Annotated in this window: 15 protein-coding genes; 5 read left to right on the forward strand and 10 right to left on the reverse strand. The window is 73.3% G+C overall.

Annotated elements, in window-relative coordinates; translation table 11 throughout:
- Positions 1–49 precede the first annotated feature (49 nt).
- The 9 genes from Vau01_RS00425 to Vau01_RS00465 form a co-directional block, all read right to left on the reverse strand.
- Complete coding sequence (locus Vau01_RS00425) at positions 50–475, reverse strand: roadblock/LC7 domain-containing protein (RefSeq protein WP_203929734.1); 426 nt, start codon at positions 473–475, stop codon at positions 50–52.
- The gene (locus Vau01_RS00430) at positions 472–3,999 is read right to left on the reverse strand and encodes a sensor histidine kinase (RefSeq protein ID WP_203985636.1); all 3,528 of its coding nucleotides are present in this window, start codon (positions 3,997–3,999) and stop codon (positions 472–474) included. The genes Vau01_RS00425 and Vau01_RS00430 overlap by 4 nt, the downstream gene beginning before the upstream one ends.
- A complete protein-coding gene (locus Vau01_RS00435; RefSeq protein ID WP_203985639.1) occupies positions 3,996–5,171 on the reverse strand; it encodes a hypothetical protein in 1,176 nt (391 codons plus the stop codon). Before Vau01_RS00435 ends, Vau01_RS00430 begins: the two co-directional genes overlap by 4 nt.
- A 426-nt stretch (positions 5,172–5,597) precedes the next feature.
- Positions 5,598–6,824, reverse strand: a complete 1,227-nt coding sequence (locus Vau01_RS00440; RefSeq protein ID WP_203985642.1) for a sensor histidine kinase — start codon at positions 6,822–6,824, stop codon at positions 5,598–5,600.
- Positions 6,821–7,516, reverse strand: coding sequence for a response regulator transcription factor (locus Vau01_RS00445; protein ID WP_203985645.1), 696 nt, complete (start codon positions 7,514–7,516; stop codon positions 6,821–6,823). Before Vau01_RS00445 ends, Vau01_RS00440 begins: the two co-directional genes overlap by 4 nt.
- A gap of 12 nt (positions 7,517–7,528) precedes the next feature.
- The gene (locus Vau01_RS00450; protein ID WP_203985648.1) at positions 7,529–8,509 is read right to left on the reverse strand and encodes a VWA domain-containing protein; all 981 of its coding nucleotides are present in this window, start codon (positions 8,507–8,509) and stop codon (positions 7,529–7,531) included.
- A complete protein-coding gene (locus tag Vau01_RS00455; RefSeq protein WP_203985652.1) occupies positions 8,506–9,435 on the reverse strand; it encodes a DUF58 domain-containing protein in 930 nt (309 codons plus the stop codon). Before Vau01_RS00455 ends, Vau01_RS00450 begins: the two co-directional genes overlap by 4 nt.
- A complete protein-coding gene (locus Vau01_RS00460) occupies positions 9,432–10,457 on the reverse strand; it encodes an AAA family ATPase (protein WP_239151185.1) in 1,026 nt (341 codons plus the stop codon). Before Vau01_RS00460 ends, Vau01_RS00455 begins: the two co-directional genes overlap by 4 nt.
- Positions 10,454–10,660, reverse strand: coding sequence for a hypothetical protein (locus Vau01_RS00465; protein WP_203985654.1), 207 nt, complete (start codon positions 10,658–10,660; stop codon positions 10,454–10,456). The genes Vau01_RS00460 and Vau01_RS00465 overlap by 4 nt, the downstream gene beginning before the upstream one ends.
- A gap of 118 nt (positions 10,661–10,778) precedes the next feature.
- Between Vau01_RS00465 and Vau01_RS00470 the strand changes: the two genes are divergently transcribed.
- Positions 10,779–11,711, forward strand: coding sequence for an acetamidase/formamidase family protein (locus tag Vau01_RS00470; protein ID WP_203985657.1), 933 nt, complete (start codon positions 10,779–10,781; stop codon positions 11,709–11,711).
- A 4-nt stretch (positions 11,712–11,715) separates the two neighbouring features.
- Here the strand turns inward: Vau01_RS00470 and soxR are convergent, their stop codons facing one another.
- Complete coding sequence (soxR, locus tag Vau01_RS00475; protein WP_239151186.1) at positions 11,716–12,150, reverse strand: redox-sensitive transcriptional activator SoxR; 435 nt, start codon at positions 12,148–12,150, stop codon at positions 11,716–11,718.
- A 25-nt stretch (positions 12,151–12,175) separates the two neighbouring features.
- On the opposite strand from soxR, the gene Vau01_RS00480 reads away from it, so the two are divergent.
- From Vau01_RS00480 to Vau01_RS00495, 4 genes are read left to right on the forward strand one after another with little or no spacing between them, the layout of a single operon-like run.
- Positions 12,176–12,790, forward strand: a complete 615-nt coding sequence (locus tag Vau01_RS00480) for a 5-oxoprolinase subunit B family protein (RefSeq protein WP_203985660.1) — start codon at positions 12,176–12,178, stop codon at positions 12,788–12,790.
- Positions 12,787–13,644, forward strand: a complete 858-nt coding sequence (locus tag Vau01_RS00485) for a 5-oxoprolinase subunit C family protein (protein ID WP_203985663.1) — start codon at positions 12,787–12,789, stop codon at positions 13,642–13,644. The genes Vau01_RS00480 and Vau01_RS00485 overlap by 4 nt, the downstream gene beginning before the upstream one ends.
- Positions 13,635–14,393: a LamB/YcsF family protein gene (locus tag Vau01_RS00490; RefSeq protein ID WP_203985665.1), complete on the forward strand. Its 759-nt coding sequence runs from the start codon at positions 13,635–13,637 to the stop codon at positions 14,391–14,393. The genes Vau01_RS00485 and Vau01_RS00490 overlap by 10 nt, the downstream gene beginning before the upstream one ends.
- Positions 14,394–14,439: 46 nt before the next feature.
- The gene (locus Vau01_RS00495; RefSeq protein ID WP_239151191.1) at positions 14,440–15,516 is read left to right on the forward strand and encodes a WD40 repeat domain-containing protein; all 1,077 of its coding nucleotides are present in this window, start codon (positions 14,440–14,442) and stop codon (positions 15,514–15,516) included.
- The last annotated feature ends 19 nt before the right edge of the window (positions 15,517–15,535 follow it).

Genomic DNA, 15,535 nt, shown 5'->3' on the forward strand with positions numbered 1-15,535 from the left:
AATCGGGCGAAAAGACTGCGGTATGAGCGCCTCCGCTGCGCTACGGCACTCATACCGCCGCCACGGAGTTCTTCAATTCATCGATCAACTGCGGGGTGAGCACCCGTCCGGCCCGGTTGGCGAACACGGCCATCTCGTACGCGATCGTGCCGAGGTCGGCCCGGCGCGACGCGAGCACACCGAGTGCCGAGCCGGCCGAGATCGTCGCCACGAGCAGGTAGCCGTGTTCGAAGTCGATGATGACCTTGTTGGTGTAGCCCATCTGGTACAGCCGGGACGCGCCACCGGCCAGGCTGGTGATGGCGGAGGTGATGGCCGCGAACCGCTCGGCGTCGTCGCGGTTGCTGGTGGTGGCCATCGCGATGAGCAGGCCGTCGGACGAAACCGCGATCGCGTCGGAGACCCCGGCGGTCTCGGCGGCGAACCGGTCCAACAACCAGTTGAAACTACGTGCTTCCGGCGAGGCGATGGTCATCGTCGCTCCACATTCTGCGGTTCAGCCCCGTTAGGTACACCGCTGTCGTACTGATAGCTGGGTGGTGGTTGTTCGAACGGCCCCAGGTTGGGGCCACGGTCCGGTGCACCGTTGCCGACGTCGGCCGCGGCGTCCCCGCGAGCGAATCCGGCGACGAGAGCGTTGAGTTGAAGCTGTTCGGCCTGCGGGTCCCGGTCGATCGGGGCCTGCGTGCGGCCCGACAACGGCGGTGTTCCGGCCGGTGCCCGCTGCACCCCGCCCGGCCCGCGCAGTTCGCTGGCCAGGTGGCTGCCGGGCACCCGCCGGGTGAGGCCTCCCTCGTCGGGCTGTGCGGCCGCGGCAACCGTGGGCACCGACTGGGTGTCGTCGCCCGCCCATCCGTTCCGCGTTTGGCCCGGCACCCGCCGCGGTGGTAGCGGGTATCGCGCCGCGTCCTCCAATGTCGGCCCGGCGTCCGCCGGGCCGGGGCTCGCATCGGTTGCGGACCCGTTCGACGGCCCCGAACTGACCGGAGCCGAACTGACCGGCACCGAACTGACCGGTGCGCCACTGACCGGCATCCCGCTCACCGGCGCGCCGCTGACCGGAACGCCACTGACGGGCGCGCCACTCACCGGAGCACCGCTCACCGGCGCACCACTCACGGGCGCACCGCTGACAGGCGCGCCACTTACCGGAGCGCCGCTCACGGGCGCACCGCTCACCGGAGCGCCGCTCACCGGCCGGGTCGCATCTCCCGTCGCGGGGTCGACCGGGGCCGGGTCGATCCGCTCGGTCGAATGCGGCACCCGCGGCGCCGGAACAGCGGTCGAGAGCGGCCACTGCGGTGGCGCCTGCTGCGGTCCGGGCGCCGGGGCCGGCTCGGTCACCTCGGACGGTCGCATCGCACCCGGGACACTCGCCACCCCGCGGGCGAAGCCCTGGCTGAACGCGTCGGCCTCGGCTTTGGCCGTGGCCGGGTCGACCGGGTTCGGGTCGCGGGGCTCGGCCGGAGCGAGTCCGCTGGGCAGGTTTCGACCCGGCACCCGCCGGCTCAGCCCACCCCGCTCCTCGACGGGCGGCGCCGCATCGGACTGCGCCGCATCGGCGGGAGAACCGCCGTCCGGCCCGGCGGACGTCGCGTCGGCCGGCGTGGCGTTCGGCGGCATCGGTGGCCGGCCCGACGGCATCGGGACCGCGGGCACCGGTGGCTCGCCCGGCAACTGCGGCCGGTCGCGCAACGATCCCGGCCGGATCGGCGGGGCCTGCGGTCCGGTGGGCCCGGCGAGCGCGCCGGCGGACCCGGCGGGCGCACCGGCCACGGGTTCGGTCGGGATCGCGGGTCGGGTCGCGGCCAGCGGAACGATCGGCCCCGACGCCACCGAGGGTGGTACCAGCGGTGCCGGTACCCCGCCCGCGGGCGGGATACGGCCGGCGCGGGGCATATCCAGGGCCGCCAGGGGCACCGTGTCGTGGCCGCGGGCGACCTGGCGCGGGGCGATCTCGCCGGCGACCGGGGCGCCGGCCGCGATCGCGGGCTTCCCTCCGCCCGGCAGGATCGGGTCGCCGAACCAGTCGAAGTGCTCGATGCCGGCGACCTGCATCGCGGTCACCGTGCGCTCCGACACCGGAACGATCTGTCCGCCCGTGCGCGCCGACTGGCGCAGGCCGCGGGGCTGGGGTGCCGGCGCGATGACGCCCACCGGCGCGGTGAGCAGGCGGGCCGGCAGGTCGATGTGGGCGACGATGCCCTGCGGCTGGTTCGCCTGCAGGGTCACGGTGAGGCTGTGCCGGCGGGCGATCCGGCCCACCACGAACAGGCCGAGCACCCGGGTGGGCGCGATCTCCAGCCGTTCGCGGTCGACCAGCCGCTGGTTCTCGGCCGCGAGCTGCTCGACCGACATGCCGATGCCGACGTCGGCGATCGAGATCCGGCAGCCCTCGCCGAGGACCGACACCGACACGGTGACCGGGCCGGGCGGCGGCGAGTACGACACGGCGTTGTCGAGCAGCTCGGCCACCAGCAGGATCAGGTCGGAGACGACGCGCGGCACGGCCGCCACGTCGATCGCGTCCTCCAGCCGCACGCGGGTGAACTGCTCGATCTCGGCGGCGGCGGCGCGCACGACGTCGGCCAGCCGCATCGGGCCGGTGGCCGGGTCGTCGGCGGCGCCCGACACCACGAGCAGCGCCGAGGCGCTCCGGCGCAGGCGGGTGGCGACGTGGTCGAGGCGGTAGAGCCGTTCCAGCAGCTGCGGGTCCTGCTGCTGGCGTTCGAGCACGTCGATGAGGTTCAGCTGCCGGTCGGCCAGGTTACGGGTGCGCCGGGCGACGGTGGCGAACATCGCCGAGACGTTGCGCCGGGTGGTCACCTGGCGGGCGAGCAGCGCGGCCGCGCCCTCCTGCACCTGGTTGAACGCGGCCGCGAGGTCGGCCACGTCACCGGGACCGGTGGTGGGCACCGCCCGCAGCGCCGGGGTCGACTCGGACTGGTTCTCGACGTCGCTGACCCGCTCCAGTTCCCGTCCGGTGGCCGCGGCCACCGCGATCGCGGCCGCGTTGAGTTGCGCCAGCGGCACCGCGATCGAGCGGGCGCCGGCGGCGGCCAGCGCGGCGACGACCAGCAGCAGGAGCAGCGCGAGCAGCCCCACCACGATCGCCTCGGTGCGCGCGTCGGCGGCGTCGGCGGCGGCCTCGTCGGTGATCTCACGGGCGATACGGTCACCGACGAGCCGGCGCAGCGTCGTGTAGGTCTCGACGGCGGAGGCGATGCTGCTGACGGCCGCGTTCAGCTCGCCGAACGAGCTGGTGCCGGCGAGGGTGCGCACGCGCTCGGAGGCCTGACTGTTCTCGGCGAGGGTCAGCAGGTTGCGCTGGTTCGCGCTGGCCAGCGTGCCGAAGCGGTCGGTGTAGAGCTCGAGCGCCGTCTCCGCATCGTTCTGCAGCGCCTGGCCCGGTACCGGCTCGGTGACCCGCACCAGCACCGCGGTGCCCAGGCGGGCCGCCTGTTCGTTGGCCCGCAGCAGCTCGTCGAGCGCCGCCGCCGGCGGCAGTGAGGCGTCGGTACCGGCCGCGGTGGCCGGCGGGACGGCGTCGATGATCTCCGCGATGGCGTCGCTGAAGACGGTGTGCGCCACCAGGCTCAGCACGCTGCGTTCGAGCGCGCGGGTCCGCAGCGTGCCGAGCAGCTCGATCACGCTCGCCACGGCGGGGCGCAGGCGCGGATCCGCGTCGGTGCGTACCTCGTCGATCGCGTCGTTGACCGCCTGGCTCTGCCGCACCACGGGCCCGCTGTCGGCCTCGTCGAGAGCCAGGTACAGCAGCGTCAGCAGGCGCTCGCGCTGCAACTCCTCCAGCAGCACGCCGACGGTGCGGCGGGTCTCGGCCTCCTCGGCGATCGACGCCTGCGCCTGCGCGCGGTCGGCGCGGTCGACGACGACCGGCACGGCGAGACCCACCACCGCGGCCAGCGGGACGAGCACCAGCAGGGCCAGCCTCTGCGAGACCCGCAGCCGGCCGAGCCGCCGGCGGAGCCGGTAGATCACCGGGCACCTGCCGGTGATCTCCCGGAGCCGCCGATTCCGGTGCCGACGACCGCGGTGACGGCGGGGTCGGTGCCGGGCCCGCCGTACAACCCGCCGCCGGGCAGGACGCTGTGCTGGCCGGGCGGATCATTGCCGAACGTCGCGCTCAACGAGGCGCCCAACGTCGCCGGCCGGCCCGACTCGTCCGGGTCGTCCGGCGCGGCGTGCGCCGGGCTGCGGCGGCGCGGCGGCCGCTGGCGGCGGGTGAGGATCAGCAGCGCGACCGCGGCGCCCACCGCCACCAGCAGGCCGACGACCACGACGACGAGGATCTGGAGCCGCCGATCGGCGAGGTCGTCGAGCCGGGCCACCAGCAGCCGGTCGAGTTCGGCCCAGATGGTCTGGCCGAGCCGCTGCGACGAGTCACGCACGCCGACGGACGCCGCCGTGAGGTTGTCGGGCAGCGGCGGCATGGTGGCCACCGCCACCGACGGTGCGAGCTGATCGGTGGCGGCACCGAACTGGTCGAGCGGGGAGAGCAGCGCGCTGCCGACCTGTCCGCTCCGGCTGGCGTCGGCCACGTTGCTCAGCCCGGCGGCGACCGCTCCGGCGTTGGTCGCGATGCGGTCGCGCAGGATGGCGGCGCGCGGGTCCTCGGCGCGCAGGCCCGGCGTCATGTGGCCGAGGTCGGCGAGCTGGCCGGCGGCCTGCACGATCTCCGGCAGCCGCACCAGGCCGGCGTCGACGAGGTACGACGAGTCGACCTCGGAGTCGACGATCAGCCGGGACGTGTCACCGACGCGGCGGATCAGGGCCACGGTGAGGTCGACCGCCTGCCCCCAGCGCTGGTACGCCTCCAGGCCGGGCGAGCCGGGCCGCTGGACGAGTTCCTTGATCGAGTCGCGCAGGGTGGGCCACCGCGACCGGCTGTTCAGCTCGGCGCCGTGCCGGAGCTCCACCAGCTCGACGGCCGCGAGCGCGCTCTCGATCGACGGGTTGTCGACCTGCTCGCCGCGCACGGCGGCGCTCTGGCCGGCGGCCAGCGTGTCGAGCAGCCGGGTCAACGGCCGCAGGTACGCCACACCCCGCCGCTCGGACTCGATCCGGGCCCGTCCGTCACTGTTCTCCGCCGACGCCCAGGCGGCGACCGTGGCCATCGGTACCAAAACGGCTACCGCCAGCAGTGCCGCCATGACCACCCGAACCCAGCCAACGCTGGCCCGGCGTTCCGCGACCGCCAATGTCGCCTCCCGCTCAACGGGCAAACGCTCTCTCCACCACTTCGACGAAGATCCTTCCGGACCCACGCAGCAAGCAGGGGACGAGCCGCTTCCCTCCCCGGTTTTCCGACCGTCCGTGAATCTACGTCGAACGGTGCAGGTCCGGTCAACACCAGAAGGCATACATCGACCGATCAGCCGTCATATGGCCACCGAACATCGCATGCCGTCGCAGTGCGACTACTCGATCTCCGGCGCCACGACCCCTCCGCGGGGGTCATGCCGCGGTCTGCGAAATTTCGTCCCGTCGGGTAGGCGACCGCCGATTGCCTAGCGCGCTCGTAGGCCATACTCTTGTATTCCGAGGCCGGCACTTTCCCCCGTGAGTGCCGGCCTCCCTTATGCCCTGACTAGGGGATTTACCTCGGTCGGTGCCGGGCCGTCGGCCCGGTCGGCGCCGTCGGCCGGAAGCCAGAGGACGAAGGTGCTGCCGGCACCCACCGTCGAGTGCACCGCGGCGCGGCCGCCGTGCGACTCCACGATCTGCCGCACGATCGCCAACCCGAGCCCGGTCCGCCGCTCGGCCGTCCGGTTCGGTCCCGCCTCCCGGCGCCAGAACCGGTCGAACACCTTGTCCCGGTCGCCGGCGTCGATGCCCGGTCCGCGGTCCGCGACCGCGATCCACAACCATCCGTCGATGCTCCCGGCGCCGACGGTGACGACGGAGTCGACGGGCGCGAGGCGGGTCGCGTTGGAGAGCAGGTTCGCCACCGCCCGGCGCAGCGCGTCGTGGTCACCCGACGCGATCAGCCCGTCGCCCAGCGCATACTCGATCGACACGCCCCGCTCCCCCGCGACGGCCCCGAACTCCTCGCCGGCCTCGCGCGCCACCTCGGCCAGGTCGACCGCCGCATCGTCGAACCCCTCGGCCTCCCGGCGGGCGGTGGCCAGCAGGTCCTCCACGAGCCGCGACATCCGCACGGTCGCCCGGTCGATCACCGCGACCGCCCGGTCGCGCTCCTCGGCACCGGTACCGGGGACGGCGAGCGTCGCGTCGAGGTTCGCCCGGATGATCGCCAGCGGGGTCCGTAGCTCGTGCGAGGCGTCGTCGATCAGCTGCCGTTGGGCCGCGAACGCGGAGTCGAGCCGGTCGAGCATCGAGTCGATCGTGTCGGCGAGGTCGCGCAGCTCGTCGCGGTAGCCGCCGAGGTGGATCCGGCGGGACAGGTCGGTCGCCTGGATCTCGCGGGCGGTGCGGGCCATCCGGCCCACCGGACGCAGCGCCCGGCCCGACAGCACCCAGCCGATGCCGAGGCTGGCCAGGAACAGGCCGCCGAGGGCCAGCCCGGAGTAGTTACGCAGCGTCTGCAGCGTGCGGAAGTTGACCGCCGACTCGACCTCCTCGACGGCGGCCATGTCGACGGTCTCGACGGTCCGCTCCCGGCCGTCGTAGCCGCGCTTGCGCAGCTCGACCTCGTAGCTCTTCGTGATCGGCTTCGGGTCGGTGCTCCGCTCGACGGCCACGTACGTCACCGCCAGCGCGGAACCGGCGAGCGCGAACAGCAGGAGCGAGTACAGGACGGTCAGCCGGAACCGGATCGACTGGGTGAACCGGGGCAACTTCATGGGTCCTCCCGCAACCGGTACCCGCGACCGACCACGGTCTCGATCAGCGGCCCGCCGTCGACACGCGGGCCGAGTTTGCGGCGCAAGGTGCCGACCGTGACCCGCACGGTCTCGGTGAACGGGTCGGCGTTCTCGTCCCAGACGTGCTCCAGCAGTTCCTCGGCCGGGACCACGTGTCCGGGCCGGGTCATCAGGTACTCCAGCACGCCGAACTCCTTCGGGGTGAGGCGCAACGGCGTGCCCGTCCGCGACGCGCTGTGCCGGGCGGCGTCCAGTTGCAGCTCACCGACGGTGAGCACGGAACCGGTGGCCCCGGTGTCGCGGCGGAGCAGGGCCCGCACCCGGGCCAGCAGCTCGGCGAGCGCGAACGGCTTCACCAGGTAGTCGTCGGCGCCCTCGTCGAGGCCCCGCACCCGGTCCTTCAGGGCACCACGGGCGGTGAGCATCAGCAGCCGCAGGCCCGGGCCGCCGGCGACCTCGACCTCGCCCCGGCGCAGCGCCCGGCAGATCGTGAACCCGTCGGCGTCGGGCAGGTTGATGTCGAGCAGCATCAGGTCGTAGGCGTGCACGGCGAGCCGCTCGTAGGCGTCGGCGGCGTCACCGGCGACGTCCACGGCGTAGCCGGCGCGCTCCAACCCGAGTCGGAGCGCGCCGGCCAGATCTTCCTCGTCCTCCACCAGGAGCAGGCGCATGGTCCTTCGAACCTATGGCAATCTGGCGAACCACAGCAGGGACGTGGCCGCCGCGGCCATCGCGAACATCAGGCCGACCCCGATGAACCGGGCCGACACGTCCTGCTTCTGCGTGACGTAGCCGACGTCGGAGCCGATGTCCTCGTAGACGGCCCGCAACTCGTCGCTGCTGCCCGCCTCGTGGTAGGCGCCGCCGGTCGCCTCGGCGACCTGCTCCAGCGTCTCCCCGTCGACCGGCACCCGGATGGTGCGGCCACTCACGTCGACCGTCCCGTCAGCGGTGCCGAACGCGATCGTGTCGACCGGCACCTGCGCCGTGGCCGCCTCCGCCGACACCTCCGCCGGATCGCGCCCGGACGTGTTGGCGCCGTCGGAGAGCACCACCACCCGCGCCGGCGGCGGATCGGCCTCGGCGCCGGCGGCTTCGGCGTCGAACGAGGCGTCGAACGACCGGATCGCCTGCAGCGCCGTGTCGATCGCGGTACCGATCGCCGTGCCCTGCGCACCGGAGTAGCCGTCGGAGATCCGCTCGATGCCGGCCGCCAGCACGTCGCGGTCGGTGGTCGGCGCCACCTGCAGCGTCGCGCCGCCGGCGAACGTCACCAGGCCGACGTTGAACTCCGCCGGCAGCCCGCGCACGAACTCGCGGGCGGCGTCCTCGGCCGCCTGCAACCGGCTCGGGTCGACGTCGTCGGCCCGCATCGACGTCGAGGCGTCCACCGCGACGATCACCGTGGCCCGCTCGCGGGGTACCTGCACGTCGTCGGCCGGCCGGGCGAAGCCGGCTACCAGCGGCACCAGCATGGCCAGGAACAGGCCCGCCGGCAGGTGCCGGCGCCAGCCCGGTCGCTTCGGCGCGACCTTGTCGAGCAGCGCCAGGTTCGTGAAGCGGACGGTGTACCGGCTGCGCCGCCGCTGCGCGAACACGTACGCGATGGCGAGCGCCGCCACGCCAAGGAGCAGCCACAGCCGGGCCGGTGACTCGAAACTCATGCCGCACCACCGGGCCGGTGGGCCGCCCGGGCGAGACGGCGCTGGGCGTACACGTGCCGCACCAGGTCGAGGACCCAGTCGCGGTCGGTGCGCAGGCGCAGGTGCGCGGCACCGGCCCGGCGGATGGCCGCCGCCGTGGCCAGTCGTTGCTCCTCCGCCGCGGCCGCGTAGCGTTCGCGCACCTTGCGCGTGGTCGCGACCTCGCGCTTGCGGCCGGTTTCCGGGTCGACGAGCGTGAGCAGGCCGACGTCGGGAAGCTCCAGCTCGCGGGGGTCCAGTACCTCCACGGCCAGCACCTGGTGGCGCGCAGCCAACCGGCGTAACGGTTGTACCCAGTCGGCGCTCTCACCGTCATCCAAAAAATCACTGACGATGACGACCAGGCCGCGCCGCGCCGCGAGCCTGGCCATGGATTCAATCGCGTCTTTCAGTTCGGGGGCCGGGCCTTCCGGCTGGCGCGGCAGGTCGACGAGCGACCGCAGCATCCCGAGCAGATGGATCCGACCGGTGCGGGCCGGATAGCGCCGGAGCCGGTCGCGGCCCGCGACGAACCCGCCGATCCGGTTGCCGTGGCCGGCGGTGAGGAAGCCCACCGCCGCGACCGCCGACACCGCGAGGTCCCGCTTCTCCTGATCGGCCGTGCCGAAGTCCATGCTGGCCGTGCCGTCGACGAGCACCCAGGTGGTGAGCTCGCGGTCGGCGTCGACCGTGCGGACGTGCGGCACCGTCGTTCGCGCGGTGACGGCCCAGTCCATGCGGCGGACCTCGTCCTCGCCGGGCCGGTACTCGCGGCTGCCGGCCGGTTCGCTGCCCGGGCCGGGCAGGAGACCGAGGTGCTGACCCTGGAGGAGGCCGTCGAGCCTCCTGGTGATGACCAGTTCCAGCCTTCTCAGCTTCTGCTGCGGTGCGAGTTGGTGGACGCTCATGCGGCCAACTGCTTCGGCTCGCCGGTTGCCATCGCCCCCAGGCCCGGGCCGCCGGTGACCGACGTGATGCGCGGCGGCGGCACGACCTCCAGCAGGCGCCGCGTGAGCTGCTCGGCGGTGACGCCGTCGGCGACCGCCTCGAAGCTCAGCACCAGCCGGTGGCTCAGGACGTCGACCGCGAGTTCGTGCACGTCCTCGGGCAGCACGTACTCGCGGCCGCGGATCAGGGCCAGGGCCCGGGCCGCCGCCGTGAGCCCGAGCGTGGCCCGCGGGCTGGCGCCGTAGGCCAGGTTCGGGGCGACGTCCGGCGCGCCGAACCGCTGCGGTTGGCGGGTGGCGAGCACCAGCCGGACGACGTACTCGGCGATCGCGTGGTGCACGAAGACGTCCCTGGCCTGGTCCTGGAGGCTCAGCAGCGTTTCCGGATCGAGGACCGGCTTCGCCGTCGGCCGGCCCGTGCCGAGGCGGTAGAGGATCGCCAGTTCCTCGCCGTCGGTCGGGTAGTCGACGACGATCTTCATGAGGAAGCGGTCGCGCTGGGCCTCGGGAAGCTGGTAGACGCCCTCCGACTCGATCGGGTTCTGGGTCGCCAGCACCAGGAACGGCTTCGGCAGTTCGTAGGTGCGCCCGCCGATCGACACCTGACGCTCGGCCATCACCTCCAGCAGCGCCGACTGCACCTTCGCCGGTGCGCGGTTGATCTCGTCGGCGAGGACGAGGTTGTGCATCACCGGGCCCAGTTCGACGTCGAAGGTCTCCTTCGAGGCCCGGTAGATCCGGGTGCCGACGATGTCGGACGGCACCAGGTCGGGCGTGAACTGGATCCGGGCGAACGTGCCGCCGACGGCCGTCGCGAGGGTGTGCGCGGCCAACGTCTTGGCCACGCCGGGCACGCCTTCGAGGAGGCAGTGACCGTCGGCGACGAGCGCGGTGAGCAGGCGCTCGACCATCCGGTCCTGCCCGACGATCACCCGCCGCACCTGGAACATCGCCTGTTCCAGCAGCTTCGCCGGCTCCGTCACAGGTTCTCTCCGGTTCCGGTTTCAGTGTTGCCGTTGTTGTTCTCGCCCTTGTCCGGGCAGTCGCCGCGGGTCTGCTCGCCGCCCTGATCCACCACCCGGACGATCTGCTCGCCGGTGCCGGAGTCCGGGTCGCCGGCCGCGTAGGCGACGCCGCCCACCGCGAGCGCCGCGCCGATCGCGCCGGCCGCCACGACTCCTGCCATCACTGATTTCCGCACTGGGTCCACCCCTTCGTTGGTCTGGACCCATGCCACCAGCGGGCGCCGAAAGCAATCCGAAAACATTGGCCTCCGGAAGCCTTTCCTGGCAACGTTCGCAGGCATGGCGCTGTTGGAACTGGACCCGGACGACCGCACGCTGCACGGTTTCTTCTCCCCCGGCCGCGAGCCCGTGCTCACGATCGACCCCGGCGACACCGTGCGGTACCGCACCCTCGACTCGGGCTGGTCGGCCGGCCAGTACCGGCACGACGTGCCGTTCCCCGACCGACCCCGGGTGCCGCAGCACCAGCCGTCGTACGGGCACGCGCTCGTCGGGCCCGTGTACGTGCGCGGCGCCACGCCGGGCACCACGCTGGCGGTGCGGATCGACGCCGTGGAGCCCGGCGGGTGGGGCTACTGCGTCGGCGGTGGCTGGCCGAGCGTGTTCAACGAGCGGTACGGGCTGACCGGCGAGGGGATCGTGCACACCTGGACGCTGGCCGACGGCATCGGCCGCAACCAGCACGGGCACACGGTGACGCTGCGGCCGTTCATGGGGGTGATGGGGCTGCCGCCGGCGGAGCCCGGTGACCACTCGACGATCCCGCCCCGGTTCTGCGGCGGCAACCTCGACTGCAAGGAACTGGTGGTCGGCAGCACGCTCTACCTGCCGGTGACCGTGCCCGGTGCGCTGTTCTCGGTGGGCGACGGGCACGCCGCCCAGGGCGACGGCGAGGTGAGCGGCACCGCGATCGAGTGTCCGATGGACCGGGTCGAGCTGACCTTCGACGTCCGCGACGACCTCCCGTTGACGGCGCCGTTCGCGGAGACGCCGGCCGGCCTCGTGACCATGGGCCTCGGCGCCACCCTCGACGACGCGACATATATGGCGCTCGATGGGATGTTCACCCAGCTGTCCAGGCTGTACGGGGTGTCCCGGCCCGACGCGCTGGCACTGGCGAGCGTGGCGGTCGACGTACGGGTCACCCAGATCGTCAACCAGGTGGTCGGCGCCCACGCTGTGCTGCCGCCGGGAACCCTGAGAACCGGATGACGACCTAGAGGCGCGGGGCGCCCGGGCCGGACGTGGCCAGTTCGTCGTCGGGGTTGGCGAGGGCGCAGCGGTCCAGCGACAGGCATCCGCAGCCGATGCAGTCGTCGAGGTTGTCGCGGAGGCGTTGAAGGCGTTCGATCCGGTCGTTCAGGGCTGCCCGCCACGTCGCCGACAGGGTGGCCCAGTCGCCGCGGGTGGGTACCCGGCCGTCGGGCAGGGCGGCCAGGGCGGCCGCGATGTCCTTCAGCGGCATGCCGACGCGCTGGGCGGCGCGCACGAACGCCACCCGGCGCAGCGTGTCGCGGCTGTACCGGCGCTGGTTGCCGGCCGTGCGGCGGCTGTGGATCAACCCACGTTGCTCGTAGAAGTGCAGCGTCGACACGGCGGCGCCGGAACGGGCGGACAGTTGTCCGACGGTCAGCTCGGCGGACTGGGGCACCAGGCCAGCCTATTAGGCTGCCTGCGTGAGAGCAGCGCGCGTGGTGGGACGGACGGCCGTGCTGCTCGAGGTCGGCGGGCACGACGAGGTCGCCGCCTGGTACGCCGAGCTCGTCAGGCAGCGCGCCGAAGGGCGGATCAGCGCCGTCGACATCGTGCCGGCGGCCCGCACCGTGCTCATCGACGGCGTGCCGGATCCGCACAAAATGCTGGAAAGCCTTCAAAACGCACCCGATCCGGCAACATCGCGCCGGGACAAGGGCGCGCTGATCACCGTGCCCACCGTCTACGACGGCCTCGACCTCGCCGACATCGCCGAGCGCTGGAACACCACCCCGGCCGGCGTCGTCGAACGGCATCAGGAAATCGAGTTCGAGGTGGCGTTCTGCGGGTTCGCGCCGGGCTTCGCGTACCTCACCGGCCTGCCGCCCGAGCTGCGCGTGCCGCGACTGGGCGAGCCCCGCGTCAGCGTCCCGCGCGGGTCGGTGGCGCTCGCCGACGAGTATGCCGCGGTCTACCCGGCCGCGTCGCCGGGCGGCTGGCGGTTGCTCGGCCGCACCGACCTCGTCCTATTCGATCTTGACCGGGATCCGCCCAGCCTGTTCCAACCGGGCACCCGCGTGCGGTTCGAGGCGAAATGATCACGGTGCTCCGGGCGGGCGCGCTGACGACGGTCCAGGATCAGGGCCGCGCCGGCCACGCACACCTCGGCGTCCCCACCGCCGGCGCGCTCGACGGCCCCGCGCTGCGCCTGGCCAACCGCCTCGTCGGCAACGACCGGGCCGCGGCCGGCCTCGAGATCACCGTCTCCGGCTGCCGGCTGCGCGTCCACCGGACCACGATCGTCGCGGTCACCGGCGCGCCCACCACAAAGATCACAGTGGACGCCCGCAGCGTCGACGCCGGTGTCCCGGTGCCCGTGCCGGCGGGTGCGGTGCTCGACATCGGTCCGGCGACCGCCGGCGTGCGCACCTACCTGGCCGTGGCCGGCGGGATCGACGTGCCGCCGGTGCTCGGCTCCCGGTCGACCGACACGCTGTCCGGGCTCGGACCGGCACCGCTGCGCGACGGCGACACGCTGCGGGTCGGTGCGCCCACCGGCCCGGCCGCGCCGGTCTGGTTCACGCCGGCAGCCGACCGCGAGCCGCGGCTGCGCGTCGCCCTCGGCCCCCGCGACGACTGGTTCACCGCCGACGCGATCGGCACCCTGACCACGGCCACCTGGACCGTCTCGACCAGGTCCAACCGGGTCGCCGCCCGCCTGGAAGGCCCGAAACTCACCCGCGCCAACCCCGACGAACTACCCAGCGAGGGCATCGTCCTCGGCGCGGTGCAGGTGCCCGCCGGCGGCGAGCCGCTGGTGTTCCTCGCCGACCACCCCACCACCGGCGGCTATCCGGTGATCGGGGTCGTGCACCCCGACGACCTGCCCCTGCTCGCCCAGTGCCGGCCGGGGGCCACCATCACGTTCACGCAGGGGAAACCATGGACCTGAACGCCGACCTGGCCGAGGGCTTCGGCCGCTGGCACCTCACCGAGGACGCGGCCCTGCTCGACTTCGTCACCAGCGCCAACGTCGCCTGCGGCTTCCACGCCGGCGACCCGCTGACCATGCGCTCGGTGTGCGCGCTCGCCGCCGCCAAGGGGGTGAGCGTCGGCGCCCAGGTGGGGTACCGCGACCTCGCCGGCTTCGGCCGCCGGTACATCGCCTACGAGCCCGCCGAGCTGGCCGCCGACGTGCTGTACCAGCTCGCCGCGCTCGACGGCATCGCCCGCACCGCCGGCACCCGGGTGCGCTACGTCAAGCCGCACGGCGCGCTGTACCACGCGGCCGCGCAGGACCCCGGGCAGGCCGGCGCGGTCGCCGAGGCGGTGGCCGCGTACGACACCGGCCTCGCCGTGCTCACCCTCCCCGGCTCGCGCCTGATGGACGCCGCCACGCAGAAGGGGCTCAGGTGCGTCCCGGAAGCTTTTCTCGACCGGGCCTACACCGCGACCGGCGGCCTCGTTCCGCGCGGACAGCCCGGTGCCGTCATCCACGACGCGGCCGAGGTCACCGCGCGGGCCGTGCGGATGGCCGGCGAGGGCACCGTGGTCGCCGCCGACGGCAGCGTGGTGCGGGTCGCGGCGGAGTCGTTCTGCCTGCACGGCGACACGCCCGCCGCGGTCGACGTCGGTCGGCGGGTGCGGGCGGCGCTGGAGGAGGCCGGGATCACCGTCGAACCGTTCGTGACCGTAGGCTGAGAGCAATCAACTTCCATCGGTTTCTGGGGTGTGCGGCGTGAAGGCCATGCTTCGGGACGACTCCGCCGAGCGGGCGGCCGAGCCGCCGCCACCGGCGCCGTCGGCCGACAACCGCGCGTCGTTCATGATCGCCGCGATCGCGGTGCTGGCGATGCTGGCGGTCACCGGGGTGGTGCTGGCCGTCCGCTCGGTCGGCGACGCCGACGACTCCCGTGCCGCCCGCGGCTACCAGGGCGAGATCGACGCGACCGAGTCGTTCCGGGCGGTGGCGTTCGACCCCGACGGCACCTGGCTGTTCGCGGCGACCGGTTCGTCGGTCGAGGTCCGGCATCCGGTCACGCACCGGCGCGACGGCGCGGTGTTCGCGGTCGGCGCCCCGGTCTCGGCGATGGCGATCAGCCCCGACGGGCGCCGGCTGGTCACCGTCAGCGACGACAATGCGATCCGGGTGTGGGACGTCGCGACCCGGCAGCCGGTCGGTGAGCCGCTGGTCGCCGACGGCCTGCGCCGGGCGTTCTCGATCGCGATCAGCTCCGACGGCACGCTGCTGGCCGCCGCCGGCGACGGCGGAACCGCGCTGTGGAACCTGGCCGGCCGGGAGTTCGTCGGTCTGCTGGCCGGCATCAACGGGTCGCACTCGTCGGTGGCGTTCAGCCCGGACGGGTCACGGATCGCCACCGGTGACACCGGCGGCGGCACGGTGACGCTGTGGAACACCAAGACCCGGCAGCCCGACGGTGAGGCGCTGGTGGCCCACGACCCGGGCGCCCCGATCAACGCGCTGGCCTTCGACCACAGCGGCACGCTGCTGGCCGACGGGAGCGGCGACTTCATTGCCAACGTCTGGAACCTGGTGACCCGCGAGCACACCCAGTTCACCGGCAACGAGCTGCAGCCGATCCACTCGGTGATCCTCAGCGACGACGGCCGCACGTTGATCACGGCCAGCCTCAACGCGGTGCGGATCTACGACGTCCCGGGCGTCGCCCAGGTGGGACAGGTCTTCGTCAAGGACGGCTCGGACGACTGCTGGGACGTCGCGCTGAGCCCGAACGGCGACACGCTGGCGGTGATCCGCGACCACCGGATCCAGTTCTGGAGCCTGGCGGCCGCCCGCAAGTAGCCCTGCGGGCGGCCCCGGC

Source organism: Virgisporangium aurantiacum, assembly GCF_016863635.1.
GTDB lineage: Bacteria > Actinomycetota > Actinomycetes > Mycobacteriales > Micromonosporaceae > Virgisporangium > Virgisporangium aurantiacum.